Origin of the sequence: Gracilimonas sp. (assembly GCF_014762685.1) — a bacterium.
GTDB lineage: Bacteria > Bacteroidota > Rhodothermia > Balneolales > Balneolaceae > Gracilimonas.
In genome coordinates this window covers 1611096-1631532 of the sequence record NZ_JABURM010000005.1, presented here as the reverse complement: position 1 = coordinate 1631532, position 20437 = coordinate 1611096, and the positions used below count along the sequence as shown (strand labels likewise).

Here is a 20437-nt window from a genome sequence, read left to right as displayed (position 1 = left end):
GTTACACTGATTAAGGATTTTCGAGGCTAAATTTTAATCCTGTAAAATTGCTCCGGAACGCCATTTTCTGATTTGGTTTAATTGAGGATTAAATAAATCACCTGACCGCTCAAGCAAATAATTATAAAACGGGTAATATTTAGATCTGATTTTTGACAGTTCAAAATGAAACCTTTTCTCCGGATCATAACGGTTATAGGAATAATACCAAGTCATTTCATCGGGAAACGAATCCATTTGTAAGGGAGGGCCAAACAATATGTAAACAATGCCGGGATCTGTTTTCCAGCCTGCTTTAAAATTTGAAAAAAGTTTATTGGCTTCTTCAACCCTTTGGTAATACAGCGAAATGACGTTTTTGGCTGTTATAGAGTTTTTGATATTGGACAACCAAAAACGATCAATGGTGTTTTTCATTTCCTGAGGGTCATCCATTTTCATCAGTTCATCGTATTCACTTTCATCCATGATATAATAGAGGGGAGCTGCTAGCTCATGAGCGGTTTTAACAGCCGGGTAATTTGGGCTTTTTATACTAAAATCTATTGCTTTGTAGATTTCCCCGGACGGATTATCCTCTGATTGTACCTCTAACCGGTAATTCCCTTTTGGCAGCTCTTGAAAATTATATTCAATGATAACATTTCCCTGCTGACCAAAAGATCGTACTGAGGATTCCAAAATATTATATTTATCATAGTCTATACCCACATATGGCAAGCTTGATGGAGTATAATTTCTGAAATTGAGGGGCCGGGCAATGCTGGTGTCGCTGAGGAATTTTAGCAAACGCATTTGAAAGTTAAAAGCGGATTGTGAGCTGTTATTGATTACCTGAAACTGAAACTTTAATGAATCAAATTTTGAAGGTATATGGTAGGTGGTGGCTTGTGTAAAACCTGAGTTTTTTATGGAAGAGTTTTTGACAAGCAGCGAAACATTAGTAATGGCAGAATCAGTATTATCTGCATCCGGTACCGATATAGTGACAGTTTTTGTTATTTGTTTTTGGGAACTATTGTCGATTAAAAGAACCTCCACCGTATAATTACCGGCGGCAATTTGATAGTCCCTTTCAAACTTAGATACGTCCTGACTATAAATTACATTCTCAGTGTCAGCTCTTAGTGTATCGCGAAAACTTTCTTTTATGTAGAGGTCTTGACTATTCCTTTCCTCGGTTACAGTAATGATTACGCTAAAATCGGCTTCTAATGAATCATCTTTTTTTGAAAAAATAAGGCTGCCGTACACAATATCACCTGATACTAATATATGTGCCTTATTTGTAGTATCAATATATGCCGTCGAAGCTATTCTTAGCTCCGGAAAACCGGGTTTATAATCAAAATCATCTCCCCGCTCTGTTTTATTTATATAAGAATTGGAACATGCGGGAATAGCTATCGGCAAGACAAGTAATAATATAAGATAATATCTTGTTGCCATAAGGTATCCTGCAATGGAATTTCATGTTTTAGTACATATAATAAAACAATAAATTTTGCCAAAAAGTATTTAGGCAACCCATAAAATGTGGAAAAATATAATTTTATCCTCCTCCTATGATATAAAAGGCGATATAGATATACATTTAAAGCAGAACTGAATTACTGGTGATGATCTATTTTTTAAAGCCGGAATGTGTTTTTCGAATAATTTCCACGCATTCCATAAGCTGCTTTTCTGTAATAACCAGGGGCGGGGCAAAGCGAATAATATTCCCGTGAGTAGGCTTGGCGAGGAGTCCGTTGTCTTTTAAAGCCACACAAAACCGCCAGGCGGTATCACTCTCCGGAGAATCGTTAATGATGACGGCGTTTAGCAATCCACGGCCACGAACTTTAAGAAAAAGATCAGACTCATCTGCCAGTTTCTGCATTTCCATCCTGAATATTTCTCCGAGCTTTTGAGCATTCTCCGCCAATTTCTCATCTTTGACAACTTCCAGCGCTGCTATCGCTACTTTACAAGCCAGGGGGTTTCCGCCATAGGTAGAGCCATGCTGACCGGGTTTTATGACTTCCATAATTTCATCATCAGCCAACACCGCAGAAACCGGGTAGGCTCCTCCGGATAAAGCTTTACCGAGAATAAGCATATCGGGTTTAACCCTTTCATGATCGCAGGCCAGTAAGTTTCCGGTTCTGGCTATTCCGGTTTGTATCTCATCGGCAATAAAAAGGACATTATTCTCTTTGCATAATTTTGCACAGGCAGAAAGGTAACCATCGTCCGGTACTACAACGCCGGCTTCTCCCTGAATAGGTTCAACCAGAAATCCGGCTACATTTGGTTGGGCTAAAGCGTCTTGAAGGGCATCAATATCATTATAAGGGATCTTGATGAAGCCGGGAGTGTAAGGCCCAAAGTTTTTGCGGGCATCAGGATCATTGGAAAAGGATATGACAGTGGTAGTGCGTCCATGGAAGTTGTTTTCAAGCACGATGATCTGAGCTTCCTGTTCGGGAACGCCTTTCTTCTCATAGGCCCATTTTCGGCAAATTTTGATTGCGGTTTCTACCCCTTCGGCTCCGGTGTTCATGGGTAAAACTTTATCAAAGCCAAAATATTCGGTCACGTATTTTTCATACTCGCCCAACACATTATTATAGAAGGCACGAGAGGTCAGGCTTAATGTTTGAGCTTGTTCGGTTAGCGCTTTTGTAATTTTAGGGTGGCTGTGACCTTGGTTTACGGCCGAGTATGCCGAGAGAAAATCATAATACCGGGTTCCCTCTGGATCCCAGACATATACGCCCTCACCTTTGGACAGCACAACCGGAAGGGGGTGGTAGTTATGTGCTCCGTATTGATTTTCTAATTCAATGGCTTTTTTGCTTGTGATCATAAATAAGAAATTTAATTTTTGCCCGAAAATAGGGAATGATAAGATGAAAGAAGAACCAAATAAATAGAAACTTTAGCTTGATATCGATCAGGAATAACTCGTATATTGTAAATCTCATCGCGGGGTGGAGCAGCTGGTAGCTCGTCGGGCTCATAACCCGAAGGTCGTAGGTTCGAATCCTACCCCCGCCACTACTTAAAAAAGCCTCCTGATTCAGTTCAGGAGGCTTTTTTTATATCTAACATATATCGGGGAATTATGTTTTTATTGTTTATACACTATACTCACCGGATCATAATAAGATCTACATTGGATATACTGCTAATCTGGAACAGCGTCTTTTATCGCACAATAAATTAGGCAAGAAAGGATGGACGATAAAATATCGTCCCTGGGAGTTGGTGTTCACTGAAGAGTTTGAAACCAAGAAAGAAGCTTTAAAAAGAGAAAAACAATTAAAGTCGGCAAAAGGACGAGAATATGTTTGGAGAGAAGTCCGGAAGAAATATAACTAAGCTCGCCGGGCTCTTATCCGCCGAGTGGCGGACGCAGGTTCGAATCCGACTATCATCCGACCGCCGGCGGGCCCGCCACTACTTAAAAAAGCCTCCTGATTCAGTCCAGGAGGCTTTTTTTGTATTTTGCATATATAACAAACACTCACTTAAAGGTTTGTGTTCAAGATGCTGCCGGAAAGCCATCGTTCTATTTGAGAATACTGGATGCTGTAATAATAATTTGCTCGTTCGAGCAGGTAATTGTTAAAGGGGTAATACTTAGTATTCAGTTTTGTTCGTGTAAAAACGAAATTCTTTTCCGGGTCATTTCTGTTATAAGAATACGACCAGTACATCTTATCGCCAAACATTTGATTGTACCATGGCGGACCAAATAAAATATAGATCATACCGGGATCCGTTTTCCAGCCTTCTTTAAAATTGGAAAACTGTTTATTAGCCTCTTCAACCCTTTGGTAATACATCGAAATTACATTTCTGGCAATGGTTGAATTTTTGATATTGGAGAGCCAAAACCGGTCAACGGCAGTTTTTAGGGAATCAGGATCTTTAATAGCTATGATTTGATCGTATTCTTTATCACTCATTAGGTAAGCAAGAGGCCGGGCCAATTCCTCAGCAGTTTTAAGAGAAGGATAATTAGGACTTTTTATGCCAAACGCCCGCCCCTTGTAAAGCTCATTGTCTTCACCTTCATTTGAGGTGACTTCAAGCCGGTAATTTCCCCTGGCAAGATTTTCAAAAGCAAGTTCAATGATTACACTTCCCGGCTGGTTGAGTCTCCTGCTTGAAGATTGTATGATATCAAATTCATCATAGTCTATCCCAACATAGGGTAAAGTAGAAGGAGAATAGTTTACAAAATTCATGGGCCGGGCCACACTGGTGTCTGCTTTGAATTTAAGCAGCCGTGTTTCTATCTCAATGGGCTCTTCGGGATTATTATTGGTGACCTGAAAAATAAACTTCAGGGAATCAAGCCGGGACGGAATATCATAGGTGGTAGCTTGATTAAATTCACTGTTTTTACCGGAAGCATCTTTACCTAACAGCCTGATCTCAGTGATATGAGAATTACTATCCTGCGGATTGGGAATGGAGGTTTTAGTAGACCGTGAAGTTTGTCGGCCGGATGTCTCATCAATAACGATCACTTGTACCGTATACTCTCCCGGCGATACCTCATATTGATATTCAAACCTTTCAACATCCTGACTGTTTACAATATTCCGGTTTTCATCAGAAATAGTTTCAGAGTAGTTTTCCCGTATAACTACATTGTTATTCTCAGTCTCAAGTATTTGAATTTCAATATTTAAATCAGCTTTATATATGCCGTCTTTTCCGGAATAAACCAAGCTTCCATAAACAATATCACCGGATACCACGATGTAAGAATCGTCGAATTCATCCACAAATCCCGTAGCAGCTAAGCGAAGTTCGGGATAACCCGGCCTGAAATCATACCCTGCTCCCCGGTCTATTTCATCATGGTATGTATTAGAGCAACCGGACAAAATCAAAAATGTGCTAAGTATAAGGCCTGCAATAAGTAGATGAATTTTGTCAGTCATAATGCAATAATTGAGTTCTTTTTCGCTAATGTAACTATAAACAAAGGGTCTTTCTATTTATTATAGTTCATTTTTTAAAAATGTTTGATCCGTGTAGTGGTTTTCAAATGTAAATAATTGTTATAAAATTTATTGATGGGAACGATATTATTAATTATTATCACGGTTCATTAAACAATTAACTAAAAAGGGACCTAGTATGTTAAAAAAGCTACTAATCAGTCTATTCATGGTCTTGGTAACTGTTTCAGCTGCATTTGCGCAGACTACAACAGTTACTGGTACTGTTACTGATGCAGAAACTGGTGAACCTATACCACAGGTTGCGATTTATATCGCGGATTTATCAACCGGTTCTGCAACAAATATTGATGGTGAATACACTATTGATGGTGTGGAATATGGTACTTATACATTTCGTGTAAGTTCCGTTGGATACATTACCATTGAACGTGAAATCACAGTAAACGCAAATAACAACTCTTTTGATTTCGAGTTAGCACAAGATATTCAGATGTTAGAGGATGTTGTGGTAACCGCTTTTGGTGTAAGCCGTGAGCAGAAATCATTAGGTTATTCCGTTCAAGAGGTTGATGCCGATGCCCTGGCACGCATTGACCAGAACAGCGTTGTTGGTGCACTTGCCGGGAAAGTTTCCGGTGTACAGGTTATTCAGAGTCCAACGATGGGTGGTTCGCAAAGAATCCGGATCCGTGGTGTAAACGGACTTTCTGATGGACAACCTTTATTCGTTATTGACGGAACTCCTGTTGATAACAGCTCATTCCTGGTATCCGGCGGTGGTAGTGCCCGTGGTCGTGATTTGGGTAACCTCGCTTCTGATATTGATCTGAGCAGTGTTGCTAACGTTTCTGTACTTAAAGGTGCTGCTGCATCTGCTTTGTATGGTAACCGTGCGGCAAACGGTGTAATTCTTATTACTACCAAGAGTGGCCAAATGGGTGAGGATCAGCCGGTGAGAATCGACTATTCTAACAGCACCTACTTTGAGAATGTGTACATCTTGCCTGAATATCAGAATCAATACGCAGGTGGTTATACACAGGATTTTATTCAATATACAGACCCGGCTGACGGACAAACCTACAACGGTTTGAACTATGCTGCCGATGAAAGTTGGGGTCCAAAAATGGATGGAAGTATGTATCGTCCATGGTGGTCTTGGTTTGATGCTGACTTTGATGGTGACGGAGTAAGTGACTACGGTAAAGAAGTACCGTTGACACCAAACAAAGATAATATTCGTAATTTCTATGATACCGGAGTAAGGGTTTCTAATAAACTTTCTATTTCCGGTGGTTCAAGCAACGCTGCTTACCGTGCTGGTTTAACCAACACTAATCAAGGTGGCGTATTCCCAAATTCAACCCTTGACAAGACGGCAGTTAACTTCAATGGTTCATTGAACCACAACAACAAGCTGACCTCAAGTGTTGCATTTAATTATGTGAATACTCAGGGTAAAGGCCGTCCGGCAACTGGTTACTCTGCGGCTCAGGGTAACCCTGTTCAGTCGATGAATCAGTGGTTCCAGCGTCAGTTAGACATGGATAAGCTGAAACATTACCGTGCAGAAGACGGTACTATCATGTCATGGAATATCCGTTCTGCGACAAACCTTCGTCCGCTGTATTGGGATAGCCCATATTTCACCGTTTATGAAAATGTTCAGAATGATGACAGAGACCGTGTTTACGGTAACTACAATCTTTCTTACAATGTGAATGACAATCTTGAGCTGATCGGTAAGCTACACCTTGATCAGTATTCCTTTACTGCTGAAGACCGTATTGGTACCGGTGGATTGGAAGAAGACTGGTACTATATTGCACAGCGTTCAAGACGTGAAGTGAACTACGAAGGTGGTGCTAAATTCAATAAAGATTTTGAGGATTTCTCATTATCAGGATATCTGGGTGGTAACATCCTAACCCAAAACTACAGTTCTGTTATCCAGCAGACAGTAGGAGGGCTTTCTACACCTAACTTCTTTAATATTGATGCATCTATCAACAGACCTGATGTTTCAAGCTATAAAGAAGAAAAAGAAGTCCGTAGTCTTTTCGGTACAGTAACTCTTGGTTACAGAGATCTTGCTTACATTGATGCTTCTTTGAGAAATGACTGGTCGTCTGCACTTCCTGTAGACAATAACTCTTACCTCTACTACGGTTTGTCCGGTAGTTTGGTATTCACAGAGTTCGACGCATTCAGTGATCAGAACATCCTGAGCTTTGGTAAGATCAGAGCCTCTGTTGCACAGGTAGGTAACGACCTTGATCCATACAGAATATTGCAAACGTTTAACAGCTCTACTCCGTATGGCAGCCAGCCTACACAGTCTATTCCAAACGTACTATCTAACCCTGATTTAGAGCCGGCTATTTCGTCCGACTATGAGTTGGGTATGGATCTGCGGTTCCTGAATGGACGTGTCAGAACGGATGTAACTTATTACAACTCTGTTCGCGAGAATGAGATCCTTCAGCTCGATGCTCCCGGATCCAGTGGTTACAGCGCAACCCTTGTAAACGCCGGTAGATTTACTACCACCGGTTGGGAAGTTGCATTAGGTGCTACTGCTGTTGAACAAAGAGACCTGACTGTAGATTTCAATCTAAACTGGGCTAAGAGCAAATCTGTAGTAGATGAGCTAGCCGAAGGTATCGATACCCGACTTCTTGAAAGTGCATATTTTGGTTTACAATTATATGCTGAAGAAGGAAAAGAATGGGGTAGAGCTATTACCTCTAGTTATGCCGGTGGAACATTATATCATGATAATGGAAAACCGATCATTAACTCCAGTGGTACAGGTTATGAGTTAGAGTACAATAAGGACCTTGGAAACATTCTTCCAGATTGGAATGGTGGATTCAACCTTGATGTGAACTACAAGAACTTCTCTTTTGGGGCGTTCATTGAGTTCCAAAAAGGCGGAAAGTTCTATTCAATTACAAGAATGTTCGGAGCTTATTCTGGATTGACTGCAGAGACTGTTGGAAACAATACCTTAGGAAATCCATTACGTGACCCATTACTTGACTCTAATGGTAATCCTATTGGAGGTCCATCTATACCGTTGGATCAAGCTGGATCAAACTCAGGTGGAGTTCTTCTTGAAGGTGTTGATAATAATGGAAATGACGTGGCATACTTAGTTGATGCCGTGACCTATTTTGGTACTCAATTCTATAATAGAGAGCTATGGCTGGAAGATGCAAGCTATATCAAGCTCCGGGAAATTGAGTTAACATACAATTTATCAGCTAATATGCTTGAGAAATTGCCAGTTAACCGCGCAAGTGTGTCATTGGTTGCCATGAATCCATTGCTGATCTATTCTAGTGTTGACGGAGTTGATCCTTCAGCCATTCAGAATAATTCAACCGGATTTGGATTCTGGGAAGGTGGTACTCTGCCGGGTACACGCTCCTTTGGACTTAACATCAATGTTGGATTTTAAATCATAGGAGACAGATTATTATGAATTTTTTAAATAACAATTATATGAAAGCAGCAAAGAAACTAGTTCTTGTTATGTTACTGACGGGACTGTTCATAGGTTGTGAGGACTTTGGAAGCGTTAACGTTGATCCAAATAATCCTTCTCAGGTTAGAACAGAACTACTACTTACAAATGCTCAGCGCAGCATGAGTGATAAAGTAGGCGCCGTTATGGGAACAATCTGGGTTCAGTATATTACAGAAACGCAGTATACTGAAGCTCAGGAGTATAGGTCAGTTAACGCTGATTTTAACGGTTGGTATACTGGTCCTCTTCAGGATTTGCAAACCATCATTGATCTGAACTCAAACGCTGAAACAGCCGCTGACGTTCTTTCAGGTGGTAGTAACGCCAATCAAATTGCCGTTGCCCGAATACTGAAGGCATACTTTTTGCAAATGATTACTGATCGCTGGGGGATGGTTCCTTACTCTGAAGCACTTAAGGGTAGAGAAAATCTTCAGCCGGCTTATGATCTGCAGGAAGATATCTACACAGATATCATTACTCAGTTAAAAGAAGCTGCTGATCAGATCGATCTTGGTTCTGCTGCCGTGAACGGTGATATACTGTTCGAAGGTGATATGCAGAAATGGATCGAATTTGCTAATAGTCTTAGAGCCAGGGCAGCACTTAGATTATCAGAAACCACAGGAGCATCATTGACTCTGGCTGAAAACGAATTCGCTGATGCTATCAGTGACGGCGTTATCACAGAGGACGTATTGTATCCTTACCTGGCAAGTGCTGATAATGAAAACCCATGGTACACACGATTCAGAACCCGTACGGACTATGCGATCTCTGAAACTATGGCTGACTACATGAAAGGTATCAGCGATAGCCGCATTTTGGTTTTTGCTAATCCTGCTCCAAACTACAGCGATAACGATGGTGTAGTAGAGTTCAATGAGATAATAGGTATGCCATTTGCTGAGAACGCAGGTGACACTCCTAATGCTGAGATCTCCTTCCCTGGTGCCGCTATTGGTGCCGGTGGACCTGGTGTTGGCATTCAGGATGCCGGACTTCCGATTATTACGGTTGCAGAAATGGAGCTTGCTCAGGCTGAGGCCGTGGAACGCGGATGGATCGCCGGAGTAGCTGAAGATCATTATTATGCAGGTATCGAAGCTTCCTGGAATCAGTGGGGTGTATATGAAGCCACCGATTTTGCAAATTACATTGCGCAAGCCGGTGTAGCTTATGACACTAACAACTGGGAAGAGCTGGTTGGTTCACAGAAATGGATTGCTTTATTCCCGAACGGATATGAAGCATGGTCTGAATGGAGACGTACTGGTTTTCCTGTTCTTACTCCAAATCCTTGGGGTGTATTGAATCAGATACCGTTACGTTTTACGTATCCAAGTAGTGAAGTATCTAACAACACAGAAAACTACAATGCTGCTGTTAGTACACAAGGTCCTGATGAACCATTAACTCCGGTTTGGTGGGATCAATAATTCAGTAACATACTGAAGTAAATTTTTAAAGCCGTTCTGTTTTCAGAGCGGCTTTTTTATTGCTGCGTATTCAGGGTTATGAATGTTATACACAGCTTCGCTTTTTCGTTTTTCTGTAATTTATAGATACAACTGCTGACAGTCATTCAGAGCGGAGCAATGAACCTTGCCTTTAGTGAAGCCTCGGGTTTTGTACTGCATGGAATGTTAGCGGTAGCACGGTATTTATAAAGAACGGATTGATTGCACTTAATAGGCAAGATTCTTCAGGGGTACCCTCAGAATGACTAATTTATTATGTTAAGTTATGCAGGCTTACGCATACATAGTGACAAATCCTAAAAAGACGACGTTATACACAGGTGTAACAAATGATCTCAGAAGAAGAATTGTAGAGCATTACCTTAGCCGTGGTTCTTCAAATTCATTTGCTGGAAAGTATCATTGTTATCTTCTTGTTTGGTATGAAGCTTTTCCTACAATGAATGAGGCTATTCAAGCTGAAAAGAGAATTAAAGGCAAGAGTAGAAAATGGAAAGAGGATTTGATTACAAATAGAAATTTTAAATGGAATTCTCTTAATAAAAATATTCTTGGAGAATGGCCACCAAATAAAACTCTTCCAAATTAGTCATTCAGAGCGGAGCGATGAACCTTGCCTTTAGTGAAGCCTCGGAGTTTACACTGCGTGATATGTTAGCAGTAGCATGGTATGTTAAAGAACGGATTGATTGCACTTAAAAGGCAAGATTCTTCGGGGGTACCCTTCAATGCCCCTGTACATTTTAGATAATATGAGGACAGTTTACTCCACAAAGGCCCTATAGGAGCCTGCATAAATTTGATTCAAAAGCAATTACAAGGTAGCTGTTAAAATTCCTCCTGAAAGCCACAATTGCCTTACTCTGTACTCAAGTTGAAAATAGACGTTATCTCTTTGTAGAACGTAGTGTTCAAAGGGGTACACATCTGATCTGGATTTATTACGCCTAAATATAAAATTGTATTCGGGTACGTTCAGGTCATATGAATATGCCCACCTGATTTCATTCAAACTCTTAGTTTGATAAAAGGGGGGGCCAAACAAAATGTAAACCATACCCATATCGGTTTTCCAGCCTTCCTTAAAATTTGAAAACAGTTTGTTTGCTTCTTCAACCCTGTGGTAGTATAAGGAAATGACGCTTCTTGCTAAAGATGAATTTTGAATGTTGGTCAGCCAGAATCGGTCAACCGTTGCTTTTAGTGAATCATTTGAATTTATCCGCATCAGTTGTTCATACTCTTGTGGCTCCATGATGTAAATCAGGGGTTCGGCTAATTCCCTTGGAGATTGCACCAAAGGGTAATTATCTCCTTTGATAGAAAAATCGCGGGCTTTATAAAGTTTGCTTCTTTCTTCGAGGTTCTGCCCAACTTCAAATCGATAATTTCCTTTAGGCAGATTATTAAATACAAATTCTACAGTAACATTGCCCGGCTGTGATAACTGTCGCTGTGTACTTTGAATTACCTCATAATCTCTCAGGTCAATACCCTTATATTCAATACTGGATGCTGAGCGATTGGTATAGGTCATCGGTGCTGCAATACTTGTATCAGCTTTGAACTTGATAAGCCTGGCATTAAATATAAGGGGAGATCGATCTTCAGAAGTATTTGCGACCTGAAATTCAAATTTCAGACTATCTGCTGTTTGGTTTACATCATAGGTTGGAACAGGTACAAAATTACCTGAAGTTTGATCCTGTTTAGCCAGCAAACGGATGCTGGTGATATTCCTCACTCCATCTTCCAATATTGGAATATGAGCTTTCGCCTGCCTTACGGTTAGTTTTCCGGTAGCCTGATCCATAACGGAAACAATCACATCAAAATATCCGCCTTTCACATTATATTCTTTGTAGAAGTTATAAAGCTCTTCATTTAACGAGTTATTCACTTCGCCTTGCAAAATATCAGAAGCGAATGAATCTGAAAACGTTTCGTTGGTTGTAGTATTGATAACTTCGATATTTATACTGATAGAAGCGGTAAGTATTCCATCTACTTTCTTATAAATAAGGCTGTTTTTAGGAATTGCACCGGCTATTTTCATCTTTGGTTGTCCCTCTGATGTGATGGTCCCTGATGGTTCAAACCAAAGCTCAGGTAATCCGGGTTGATAATCATATGTAGAACCTCTCTTGATGTCTTCCACATAAGTATTTGAACAGGCTGTCAAGATCAGTGAAAAACCTGAGGCAATTAAAATGGCTGGAATTTGAACTTTAAAGATCCTCATAATGTGACCTCATTTTTTGTAAAATCAATTCACAATGATTGCAACATTTAACCTATCTTTAGTTAATCATTAAATTGTACTCACTTACTTAAATAACCACTCTTTATGATTTCTGCAAGGAGACGAACAAAAATTGTTTGTACCATAGGTCCAAGCTGTAATACTCAGGAAAAGATTGAAGACCTGCTTTTACACGGAATGAACGTTGCGAGGGTCAATTTCTCTCATGGCACACATTCAGACCATGCTCAGGTTATCAAGAATATTCGAAAAGCAGCAAAAAAATATAAGTACAGTATCCCGGTATTGATGGATTTGCAAGGCCCTAAAATAAGAGTGGGCCAAATGAAGGATGGTGGGCAGGAATTGGAAACCGGTTCAACGATCAAAATTACTGCTGAAGATGTGGAAGGAACTGACAAAATAATTCCCATAGATTATAAAAGCCTGATTCATGAAGCAGAGCCGGGCAACTCAATTTTATTGGATGACGGTTTGCTTGAATTTAAAGTTACCGAGAAATATCCGGATTCTTTGCAGGCTAAAGTGGTGGTTGGCGGTATGCTAAAATCAAGAAAAGGGGTAAACCTTCCGAATGTCCGTATTTCCATTCCCTCTCTAACCGAGAAAGATATCAAAGACCTTGAATTTGGCATTAAGCAGGATGTTGATTTAATAGCTCTTTCATTTGTTCGTACGGCGAAAGATGTTCGGGATATCATCTCCAGGGTACGTGCGGCGGGCAGTCAGGCTGCTATTATCGCCAAAATCGAAAAACCTGAAGCGCTGGAGGTGATTGATGAAATCATCGAAGAAGCGGATGGAATTATGGTTGCAAGGGGAGACTTGGGAATTGAAATACCCACCGAACAGGTTCCGGTTGTGCAAAAAATGATCATAGAAAAGTGCCGAATGGCAGGTAAGCCGGTAATTACAGCAACTCAGATGCTGGATTCGATGATTACCAATCCCCGTCCAACTCGTGCTGAAAGCTCTGATGTAGCCAATGCAGTACTGGATGGCACCGATGCTGTTATGCTTTCAGGTGAAACAGCCGCAGGCGCCTATCCGATGGAAGCCGTTAACGTGATGGACAGGATCTGCCGGTCTATTGAGGATAACCGGCCGCAACTGTATAACAGCCTTGGTTACCGTAAACCGGAATGGAAAGAAAAGCAGGTTATTGAATCACTGGCGTATTCTTGTGTTACCATTGCTGATAATGTTGAAGCTAAAGCAATCAGCACCATTACCCATTCCGGAAATACGGCTCGAAGAATTGCAAAATTCCGGCCGCAGGTGCCGATTGTAGCATTTACGGAAAATCAAAAAGTGCGCCGACAGTTAAATCTTATCTGGGGGGTATACTCCGTACGTTTGGATGAACTTTTTGATACCGACCAAAGCGTTAAAATTATGGAAGATTATTTGAAAGATAACGGCATGGTTAAGAATGGAGACCGGATTATTGTAGCTACCGGAATGCCTATTGCCAAACGCGGACGTACTAACATGATAAAAGTTAGTACGATTGAATAAGGAATTTCCCTAAAGCATAACCATATGAGTATGCGAAAAGTTATTCTATGGATTTCGGTTTTAATTTTGACGACAGGATGTAAGACAACCCTGTCATCAAACTGGAAGAATTTTAACGCTTACTACAATACCTTTTACAACGCAGAAAAAAGCTTTGAGGCCGGGCTCAAAAAAAACATGGCTCAAAACCGGGATTATAATCCGCTTCAGCCCATTCGTATACATCCGTCCCCGGTAAATGCCGGAGCCCAGGACTTTGATAAAGCTATTCAAAAAGCGGCTGATATTTTGCGGCGGCACAGGGATACCAAGTGGGTTGATGATGCGATTTTCCTTATTGGAAAATCCTATTATTACCGGCAGGATTTTTTTTCAGCAGATCAAAAGTTTAAAGAGCTTTATATCAACTCGGAAGATCCGTTGATGCGGCAAAAATCCATCCTGTGGCAAGCCAGGGTGTTATTGGACATGAAGCTTCATAATGAGGGCATTGCCTTCCTCTCCGAGCAATTGACGGCCTTTGAAGACGAATGGGATGAGAAACAACAAGCAGAGGCTAAAGCACTTTTAGCTCAGCATCATGTGGAAATGGAAAATTGGCAACAGGCAGCATTTCATTTATCTGAGGCATTGCCGCATTTGCCACACAAAGATTATAGGGCGCGCGGCTATTTTTTACTTGGTCAGGTATATGAAGAGATGGGAGTTCTTCATGCAGCTTATGAAGCATTTACGAGCGTGAGTGATCATTTTGTGGATTATAGCGTGCATTATCTTGCTCAGCGTAAAAGGGCAGAAGTTGCCCGTAAATTGGGGCGCAACGACTTGGCATTCAGTATACTTAATATCATGACCCGGGACGACAAAAACCTTGAGTTTAAAGCTGAACTCGATTTTGAATTGGCTCGCACTGAACACGAACGTGGCAATTACCCGCAAGCGGAGAAACAGTACAATGATGTGCTGCGCAGGGATACGAATCAGCTTTCGGAAGAAATAGCCGCGAGAGCTTATAACGGGTTGGCTGAAATTTACAGGTATGAGTATGATGATTTTGCCCGCGCTGCTGCTTATTACGATTCTGCAGCCCAGAAAAATGTATCAGCCGAAAGATTGCCGGACGGCTTTCAAGCTCAACAGCTGGCTGAATCTTTTGGAAACTATGCCCGAATTAAATCTGATATGGCTCTTCAGGACAGTTTACTAAGACTGGGACAACTGTCTCAGGATCAGTTGGATTCGGTACTGGTAGAACTCAGGATAAAAAAGATCCGCGAATTAGAAGCTGCAAGGGAGCAAGAACAGCAAAAACGGTTGATTACAAGAGTGAACCGGACCGGTGGTTCCGAAGAAATGATGACATCGAATGGGTTCTTAAATGCCAATAATCGACTGATGCAGGAAAATATGAGACAACAATTTTATGCGATGTGGGGAAACCGGCCTTTGGCGGATAATTGGCGGGTACGTAGTATGATTCAGGCTGCCACATATACTGATGAGGTTGAAGAAGCCGACCTTTTTACCAATGAGACAGTATTATCGAATATTGAAATTGACTTAAGTCGTGTCCCTTTTGCTCCGGAAGAACAAGATTCAGTCCGTAAACGTATTTCAATGCTTAATTATGAACTGGGCAATTTGTTTTTCCTATCTTTAAATATGCCGGACAGCGCAGCTTATTATTTTCAAAAAGCAATAGCAGGACCTTCTGACAGGAATATTAGTATGGTTTCCTTGTATTCGCTCTCAGAACTTTATACCGGGCAAGAGAATGAAGAAAAAGCAAAAGATTATGCAATTCAGTTAATTGATGAATGCCCGAATAGTCAGTATGCCCGAAGAGTGGCAGACCAATTTGATATCCCTTTAGATCATGAGGCAGACCTTCAGGAGGTGGATTTAGTTCAATTATACCGTCATATTTTACAGCAGGATAGTTTGGATACCCAATCAAAAGCTAACCGATTGAAAAATTTCTCATATAGCTATAGTACTCATGAAATTGCTCCAATGGCACAGTTTGAAGCTATTCAAGCCTATATGGAAGCAGGAAAAAAAGATTCATTGTACGAGTCAAGAATTGAGGCGTGGGTAAATCTGAATCAAAGCTGGGAAAAAACTTATGCTCATTTTGAAGCCCAAAAAGACTCAGCAAGAGCATTATTACAGGATGCTTCACTGTCGGAAGAACGGAGGTTGAAATATCGTTCCTTGATAGATTCTACCTTGCAACAGCCTGATTTCAGTATGGTGTTTCCCTATAAGGGAACAAGTTGGGACAGCGCGAGAGCCGTAGCAGATACGTTTTTGGTGATGTTTCCAAACTCAGACTTAGCTCCAAAAGTTGAGCGTTTAACAAAAGAGCTTGAAGCACCCAAAGGAATGGAAGGAAGTATAGACCAGTTCGAAACAATTAATGATGAAACTAGCAGTGACTACCTTAATTGCAATGATATAGGCAAGGAACTTAGCATCCGTGGTGGCGTTCAGCGGTTTATGGAAAATTGGGAGAAAGTTGATGCTGCAGATATTCAGGAAGTCACATATCATTTTAAAGTAAATCGGCGGGGAATAGTGGAAGAGTATAGCTTACAAACTGAAAACCTGTCTGAAGAATTTAAGGCGGCTTTCGAACAGTATATTTCGCAATCGTTGAGCTTTGAGCCGGTGTTATATCAAGGGCAAGCAGTCTCATTGGAATGTGATTTCACTTTTCCAATAACGAATTAGTTGTTTTCACTGACAAGCGCTTTTTTAATTTTGGAGATTAATCCCGGTCCCTCGTAAATAAGCCCGGTATAAATTTGAAGTAGATCTGCTCCGGCTTCAATTTTAGCTAATGCAGCCTCGGGACTGTCGATTCCTCCTACCCCTATAATGGGTTTTTCCCCGCCGGTGATTTCATGAATCCATTTTACAACCCGGGTACTTCTTTCTTGAATAGCACGTCCGCTTAATCCGCCATTGCCAATCCGGTTTAAGGTTGAAGAATCTGTTTTCAGACCTTGCCGGTCAGAAGAGGTATTTGTAGCAACATAACCTGCTACTTCGAATTCTTCACAAATTCGGATGAGTTTTTCTAAATCCGGTTTTTCAATATCAACAGTAAACTTAACAAGCGATGGTTTGCGGCCTTTTTTCGCTGGTTGAAGAACAGCTAAAAGGTCTCGCAAGGCTTGGGGATCTTCAAAGGTTTTCCCTTCGCCGGTGTTTGGGCACGATATATTGATGGTGATATAATCAGCAACGGCCTGTGCTTTTTCGTAGCTGTATAAATAGTCTTGAAGGGCTGCATCTCCTTCAATGGAAGTATCATTTGTTTTTGCAATATTGACTCCCAAAGGGATATCTAAATTCAAGTTGGAAAGACGCTCTGTAATAACATCTGCGCCCTCATTATTCAGCCCCATTCGGTTTATAAGGGAATGATCTTCCGGAATTCGAAAAGCCCGTGGTTTAGGATTTCCGGGTGATGGCCTGGCTGTTATACTTCCGATCTCCACAAAACCAAAACCCAAGGCTTTCATCGCTAACGGGGTAGTTCCGTTTTTATCAAAACCGGCTGCGAGGCCAATAGGATTTGGGAATATGCAGCCAAACAACTCCTGTTCCAGACCTGTATCATTAGAATTATAGGCGATGGAGGCTAATGCTTGAAGGAAAGTTGAACGATGTGTTTTAGACGCAATTTTAAGTCCAAGCTCGTGCGCTACTTCAGCCTCTTTTCTAAATAATAATGGTTTTATCAGTTTCTTATATATCATTGTGACAATGATACGAAAAAACGTTCAAAAAGAGTGAAAGAAGCCTTATACTCGATCGCCTGTATTTATGTCCAAAAAACAGAACTACATATCACAATTAATTACTCGATTGCGTGAGCAGGGTGCGATAATTTTGCTTGAGTCACAGATGAAAAATCATCCGGCAAGTACCAAAAGTTTCCTGGCTGCTCAGCCTAAGGCGTGGATCAAGGCATATGGAAATGAGATCCGGGTGATTGAGGATGGTGAGGAACGTATTACTAAGGGAAATCCATGGGATGCACTTCAAAAATTTCGGTCAAAAACGGAGGATTGGCTTTTTGGATATTTAGGATACGATTTGAAGAATTATGTGGAGGAAGTCAGCTCAGAAAATCAAGCTCTTAATGATGCTCCTGATTTGTTTTTTATGGTACCGGAATTGCTTCTGGAAATAGACTCCCAACACAATATTCAAGTAATAAAGGGTGAACTCCCCGAGGGGATAGAGCCGTCAGAGATCAGAATGTTTGATAAATTCAGCGTTCAGCTCGAAAGCCGGATTGAGGAGACTGAGTACCTGAAACGGGTAGAAATGGCTCAAAAGGATATTTTTGAAGGTGATTACTATGAGATTAACCTGTCCCATCCGCTTCAATTTTCTTTTTACGGGGATCCCCTGGATCTATATGAAAGAATGAAAGAAGCCGGCAGAGTGCCCTTTGGAAGTTATGTAGAGGTTGATGGGCTGGCAATATGTTGTGCATCACCGGAGCGGTTTTTAGCTAAAAAGGGAAGCAGAGTTTGGTCTCAGCCTATCAAAGGTACAGCTGCACGGTTGCCGGGGCAAAATCCTTCACTTGATATCGAAAGATTGAAAAACTCGGAAAAAGAGCGGGCCGAAAATTTAATGATTGTCGATTTGGTCAGAAATGACTTGAGCCGGATTGCTCTAAAAAAGAGTGTAAAAGTCTCAAAGCTGTTCGAAATTCAAAGCTTTGAAACAGTACATCAAATGGTTTCAACAGTAGAATGTGAGGTTGAAAAGAGTGCCGAAAGTATCGACCTCATCAAAGCTTGTTTCCCAATGGGATCTATGACCGGAGCTCCTAAAATTGCCGCGATGAAGGCTATAGATGAGTATGAAAATTATAAGAGAGGGGTTTATTCCGGAGCCTTGGGGTATATATCACCCGAGGGAGATTTTGATTTTAATGTAATCATAAGAACGGCCATTATAGATGGAAATAATTTGGTTAATCCTGTGGGAGGAGCTATTACGAGCGACTCTGACGCTAACGCCGAATGGGAAGAAACCCTTTTGAAAGCCCGGGCAATTACAAATATACTTGAGATTGCAAAAAAGCCTGAATGAAGATTTTGGAATAAGGGTTATAAACACACACGGGAAATATCACACTATATCAGAAAAGAGAAGTAATGAAAGCGAGTACATTAGGCGAACTTAAAAAAAGTGGTTGGGAATCGGTTTCAGTAAAAGAAGAGATACGGAAAAACCTGATAAAAAAAATTGAGGCCAAAGAAGAGCTTTTCCCGGGTATTTTAGGATACGACAAAACAGTATTGCCTCAAATTCAACATGCCTTGCTGTCTAAGCATGATATGATTCTTTTAGGGTTACGAGGGCAGGCCAAATCACGTATTCTTCGTCTTTTGGTCAATTTCATGGATGAATATATCCCCATTGTAAAGGGTTCCGAAATAAATGATGATCCGCTGAATCCACTTTCTAAATATGCGAAGGAACTGATTGAAGAGAAAGGAGATGAAACCCCCATTGAGTGGTTGCATCGTTCTTTCCGTTATGGTGAGAAGCTGGCTACTCCGGATACAACGGTGGCTGATTTAATCGGGGATATTGACCCGATTAAAGCAGCAACGAAAAAACTGACCCTGGCTGATCAAAATGTAATTAACTTCGGACTCATACCCAGAACAAACCGGGGAATCTTTGTAATTAACGAACTTCCCGACCTTCAGCCAAGAATACAGGTTGCCCTTCTGAATATTATGCAGGAACGGGATATACAGATTCGCGGATTCAATGTTCGCATTCCTCTTGATGTAGCTATGGCTTTCTCAGCCAATCCGGAAGATTATACCAACCGGGGTAATATAATTACTCCCCTAAAAGACAGAATAGACTCTCAGATTATTACTCATTATCCTAAAGAACTGGGAATTGGAGTTGAAATCACCAAACAGGAAGCATGGCAGGAGCGAGGTAACGGAATTAAAATTCATATTCCTGATTTATTCAGGCAAACTATTGAAACGGCTGCTTTTGAAGCACGGGAGTCTGAATATGTAGATCAGCAAAGCGGAGTTTCAACAAGAATGACAATTACAGCTTTGGAGCAGGTTATCTCTTCTGCTGAACGCAGAGCTATTGTTAATGGTGAAAAAGAAACTTCTGTCCGAATTGCTGATTTATATCACATGGTTCCCGCGCTGACCGGTAAAATTGAACTGGTATACGAGGGAGAACAGGAAGGGGCTGCAAGTGTAGCTAAACATATACTGGGTAAAGCAATTAGCAAGACATTCAAAATTCATTTCCCCGATCCCCAGGCTAAATCAGAAAATCAAAAATCCGTTTATAAAAATATTACAGACTGGTTTGCAGATGGGAATGAAATAAATATTTCAGACACACTCTCAAATAAGGAGTATGAAAAAACTTTAAACCAGGTAGAAGGGCTGGAAAGTTTAGTTAAAAAATACGTCAAAGATACATCTAAAGCCGAAAAATACCTGTGGATGGATTTTGCATTAGAAGCTTTGCATCAAAATTCTATGCTCAGTAAACAAGACCTTGATGACCAAACATTATATTCTGATATGCTTGGTTCCATGTTTTCGTCTTTAGGTGACTTTGGGGAAGGAGGCTTTGATGAATTTGAATAATT

Annotated in this window: 13 protein-coding genes and 1 tRNA gene; 9 read left to right on the top strand and 5 right to left on the bottom strand. The window is 40.9% G+C overall.

All coding sequences use genetic code 11. The features are described from left to right. Positions 1-33: 33 nt before the first annotated feature. Both HUJ22_RS07440 and rocD read right to left on the bottom strand, forming a co-directional pair. Positions 34-1449 (bottom strand): GWxTD domain-containing protein, encoded by a 1416-nt coding sequence (locus tag HUJ22_RS07440; RefSeq protein WP_290875778.1) that lies wholly within the window; start codon positions 1447-1449, stop codon positions 34-36. A gap of 175 nt (positions 1450-1624) precedes the next feature. After that, a complete protein-coding gene (rocD, locus tag HUJ22_RS07435; RefSeq protein WP_290875776.1) occupies positions 1625-2851 on the bottom strand; it encodes an ornithine--oxo-acid transaminase in 1227 nt (408 codons plus the stop codon). Between the two features lie 118 nt (positions 2852-2969). On the opposite strand from rocD, the gene HUJ22_RS07430 reads away from it, so the two are divergent. Both HUJ22_RS07430 and HUJ22_RS07425 read left to right on the top strand, forming a co-directional pair. Next, a tRNA-Met gene (locus tag HUJ22_RS07430) sits at positions 2970-3042 on the top strand. A 54-nt stretch (positions 3043-3096) separates the two neighbouring features. Beyond that, the gene (locus tag HUJ22_RS07425) at positions 3097-3366 is read left to right on the top strand and encodes a GIY-YIG nuclease family protein (protein WP_366871019.1); all 270 of its coding nucleotides are present in this window, start codon (positions 3097-3099) and stop codon (positions 3364-3366) included. A 149-nt stretch (positions 3367-3515) separates the two neighbouring features. Here HUJ22_RS07425 and HUJ22_RS07420 read toward each other — a convergent pair whose 3' ends face one another. Further along, entirely contained in the window at positions 3516-4943 is a 1428-nt protein-coding gene (locus HUJ22_RS07420; RefSeq protein WP_290875774.1) for a GWxTD domain-containing protein, read from the bottom strand. 199 nt (positions 4944-5142) lie between these two features. Between HUJ22_RS07420 and HUJ22_RS07415 the strand changes: the two genes are divergently transcribed. The 3 genes from HUJ22_RS07415 (at position 5143) to HUJ22_RS07405 (ending at position 10569) form a co-directional block, all read left to right on the top strand. Continuing rightward, positions 5143-8430, top strand: coding sequence for a SusC/RagA family TonB-linked outer membrane protein (locus HUJ22_RS07415; RefSeq protein WP_290875772.1), 3288 nt, complete (start codon positions 5143-5145; stop codon positions 8428-8430). A gap of 44 nt (positions 8431-8474) precedes the next feature. Continuing rightward, positions 8475-9938, top strand: a complete 1464-nt coding sequence (locus HUJ22_RS07410; RefSeq protein WP_290875770.1) for a SusD/RagB family nutrient-binding outer membrane lipoprotein — start codon at positions 8475-8477, stop codon at positions 9936-9938. A 307-nt stretch (positions 9939-10245) separates the two neighbouring features. Beyond that, positions 10246-10569, top strand: a complete 324-nt coding sequence (locus tag HUJ22_RS07405) for a GIY-YIG nuclease family protein (RefSeq protein ID WP_290875768.1) — start codon at positions 10246-10248, stop codon at positions 10567-10569. Between the two features lie 225 nt (positions 10570-10794). Here the strand turns inward: HUJ22_RS07405 and HUJ22_RS07400 are convergent, their stop codons facing one another. Beyond that, on the bottom strand, positions 10795-12222 hold the full coding sequence (locus HUJ22_RS07400) for a GWxTD domain-containing protein (RefSeq protein ID WP_290875766.1): 1428 nt from the start codon (positions 12220-12222) through the stop codon (positions 10795-10797). 105 nt (positions 12223-12327) lie between these two features. On the opposite strand from HUJ22_RS07400, the gene pyk reads away from it, so the two are divergent. Both pyk and HUJ22_RS07390 read left to right on the top strand, forming a co-directional pair. Beyond that, positions 12328-13761 (top strand): pyruvate kinase, encoded by a 1434-nt coding sequence (gene pyk, locus HUJ22_RS07395; RefSeq protein ID WP_290875764.1) that lies wholly within the window; start codon positions 12328-12330, stop codon positions 13759-13761. Positions 13762-13791: 30 nt separating this feature from the next. Continuing rightward, positions 13792-16494, top strand: a complete 2703-nt coding sequence (locus HUJ22_RS07390) for a hypothetical protein (protein ID WP_290875761.1) — start codon at positions 13792-13794, stop codon at positions 16492-16494. On the opposite strand, the gene HUJ22_RS07385 is transcribed toward HUJ22_RS07390, so the two are convergent. Then, a complete protein-coding gene (locus HUJ22_RS07385; RefSeq protein ID WP_290875759.1) occupies positions 16491-17528 on the bottom strand; it encodes a quinone-dependent dihydroorotate dehydrogenase in 1038 nt (345 codons plus the stop codon). The two genes, HUJ22_RS07390 and HUJ22_RS07385, sit on opposite strands and share 4 nt — an antisense overlap. Before the next feature lie 67 nt (positions 17529-17595). Here HUJ22_RS07385 and HUJ22_RS07380 point away from each other — a divergent pair, with 67 nt between their 5' ends. Together HUJ22_RS07380 and HUJ22_RS07375 are read left to right on the top strand one after the other, a co-directional pair. Next, positions 17596-18882 (top strand): anthranilate synthase component I family protein, encoded by a 1287-nt coding sequence (locus HUJ22_RS07380; protein WP_290875757.1) that lies wholly within the window; start codon positions 17596-17598, stop codon positions 18880-18882. Positions 18883-18947: 65 nt separating this feature from the next. Further along, positions 18948-20435, top strand: coding sequence for a sigma 54-interacting transcriptional regulator (locus HUJ22_RS07375; RefSeq protein WP_290875754.1), 1488 nt, complete (start codon positions 18948-18950; stop codon positions 20433-20435). Positions 20436-20437 lie beyond the last annotated feature (2 nt).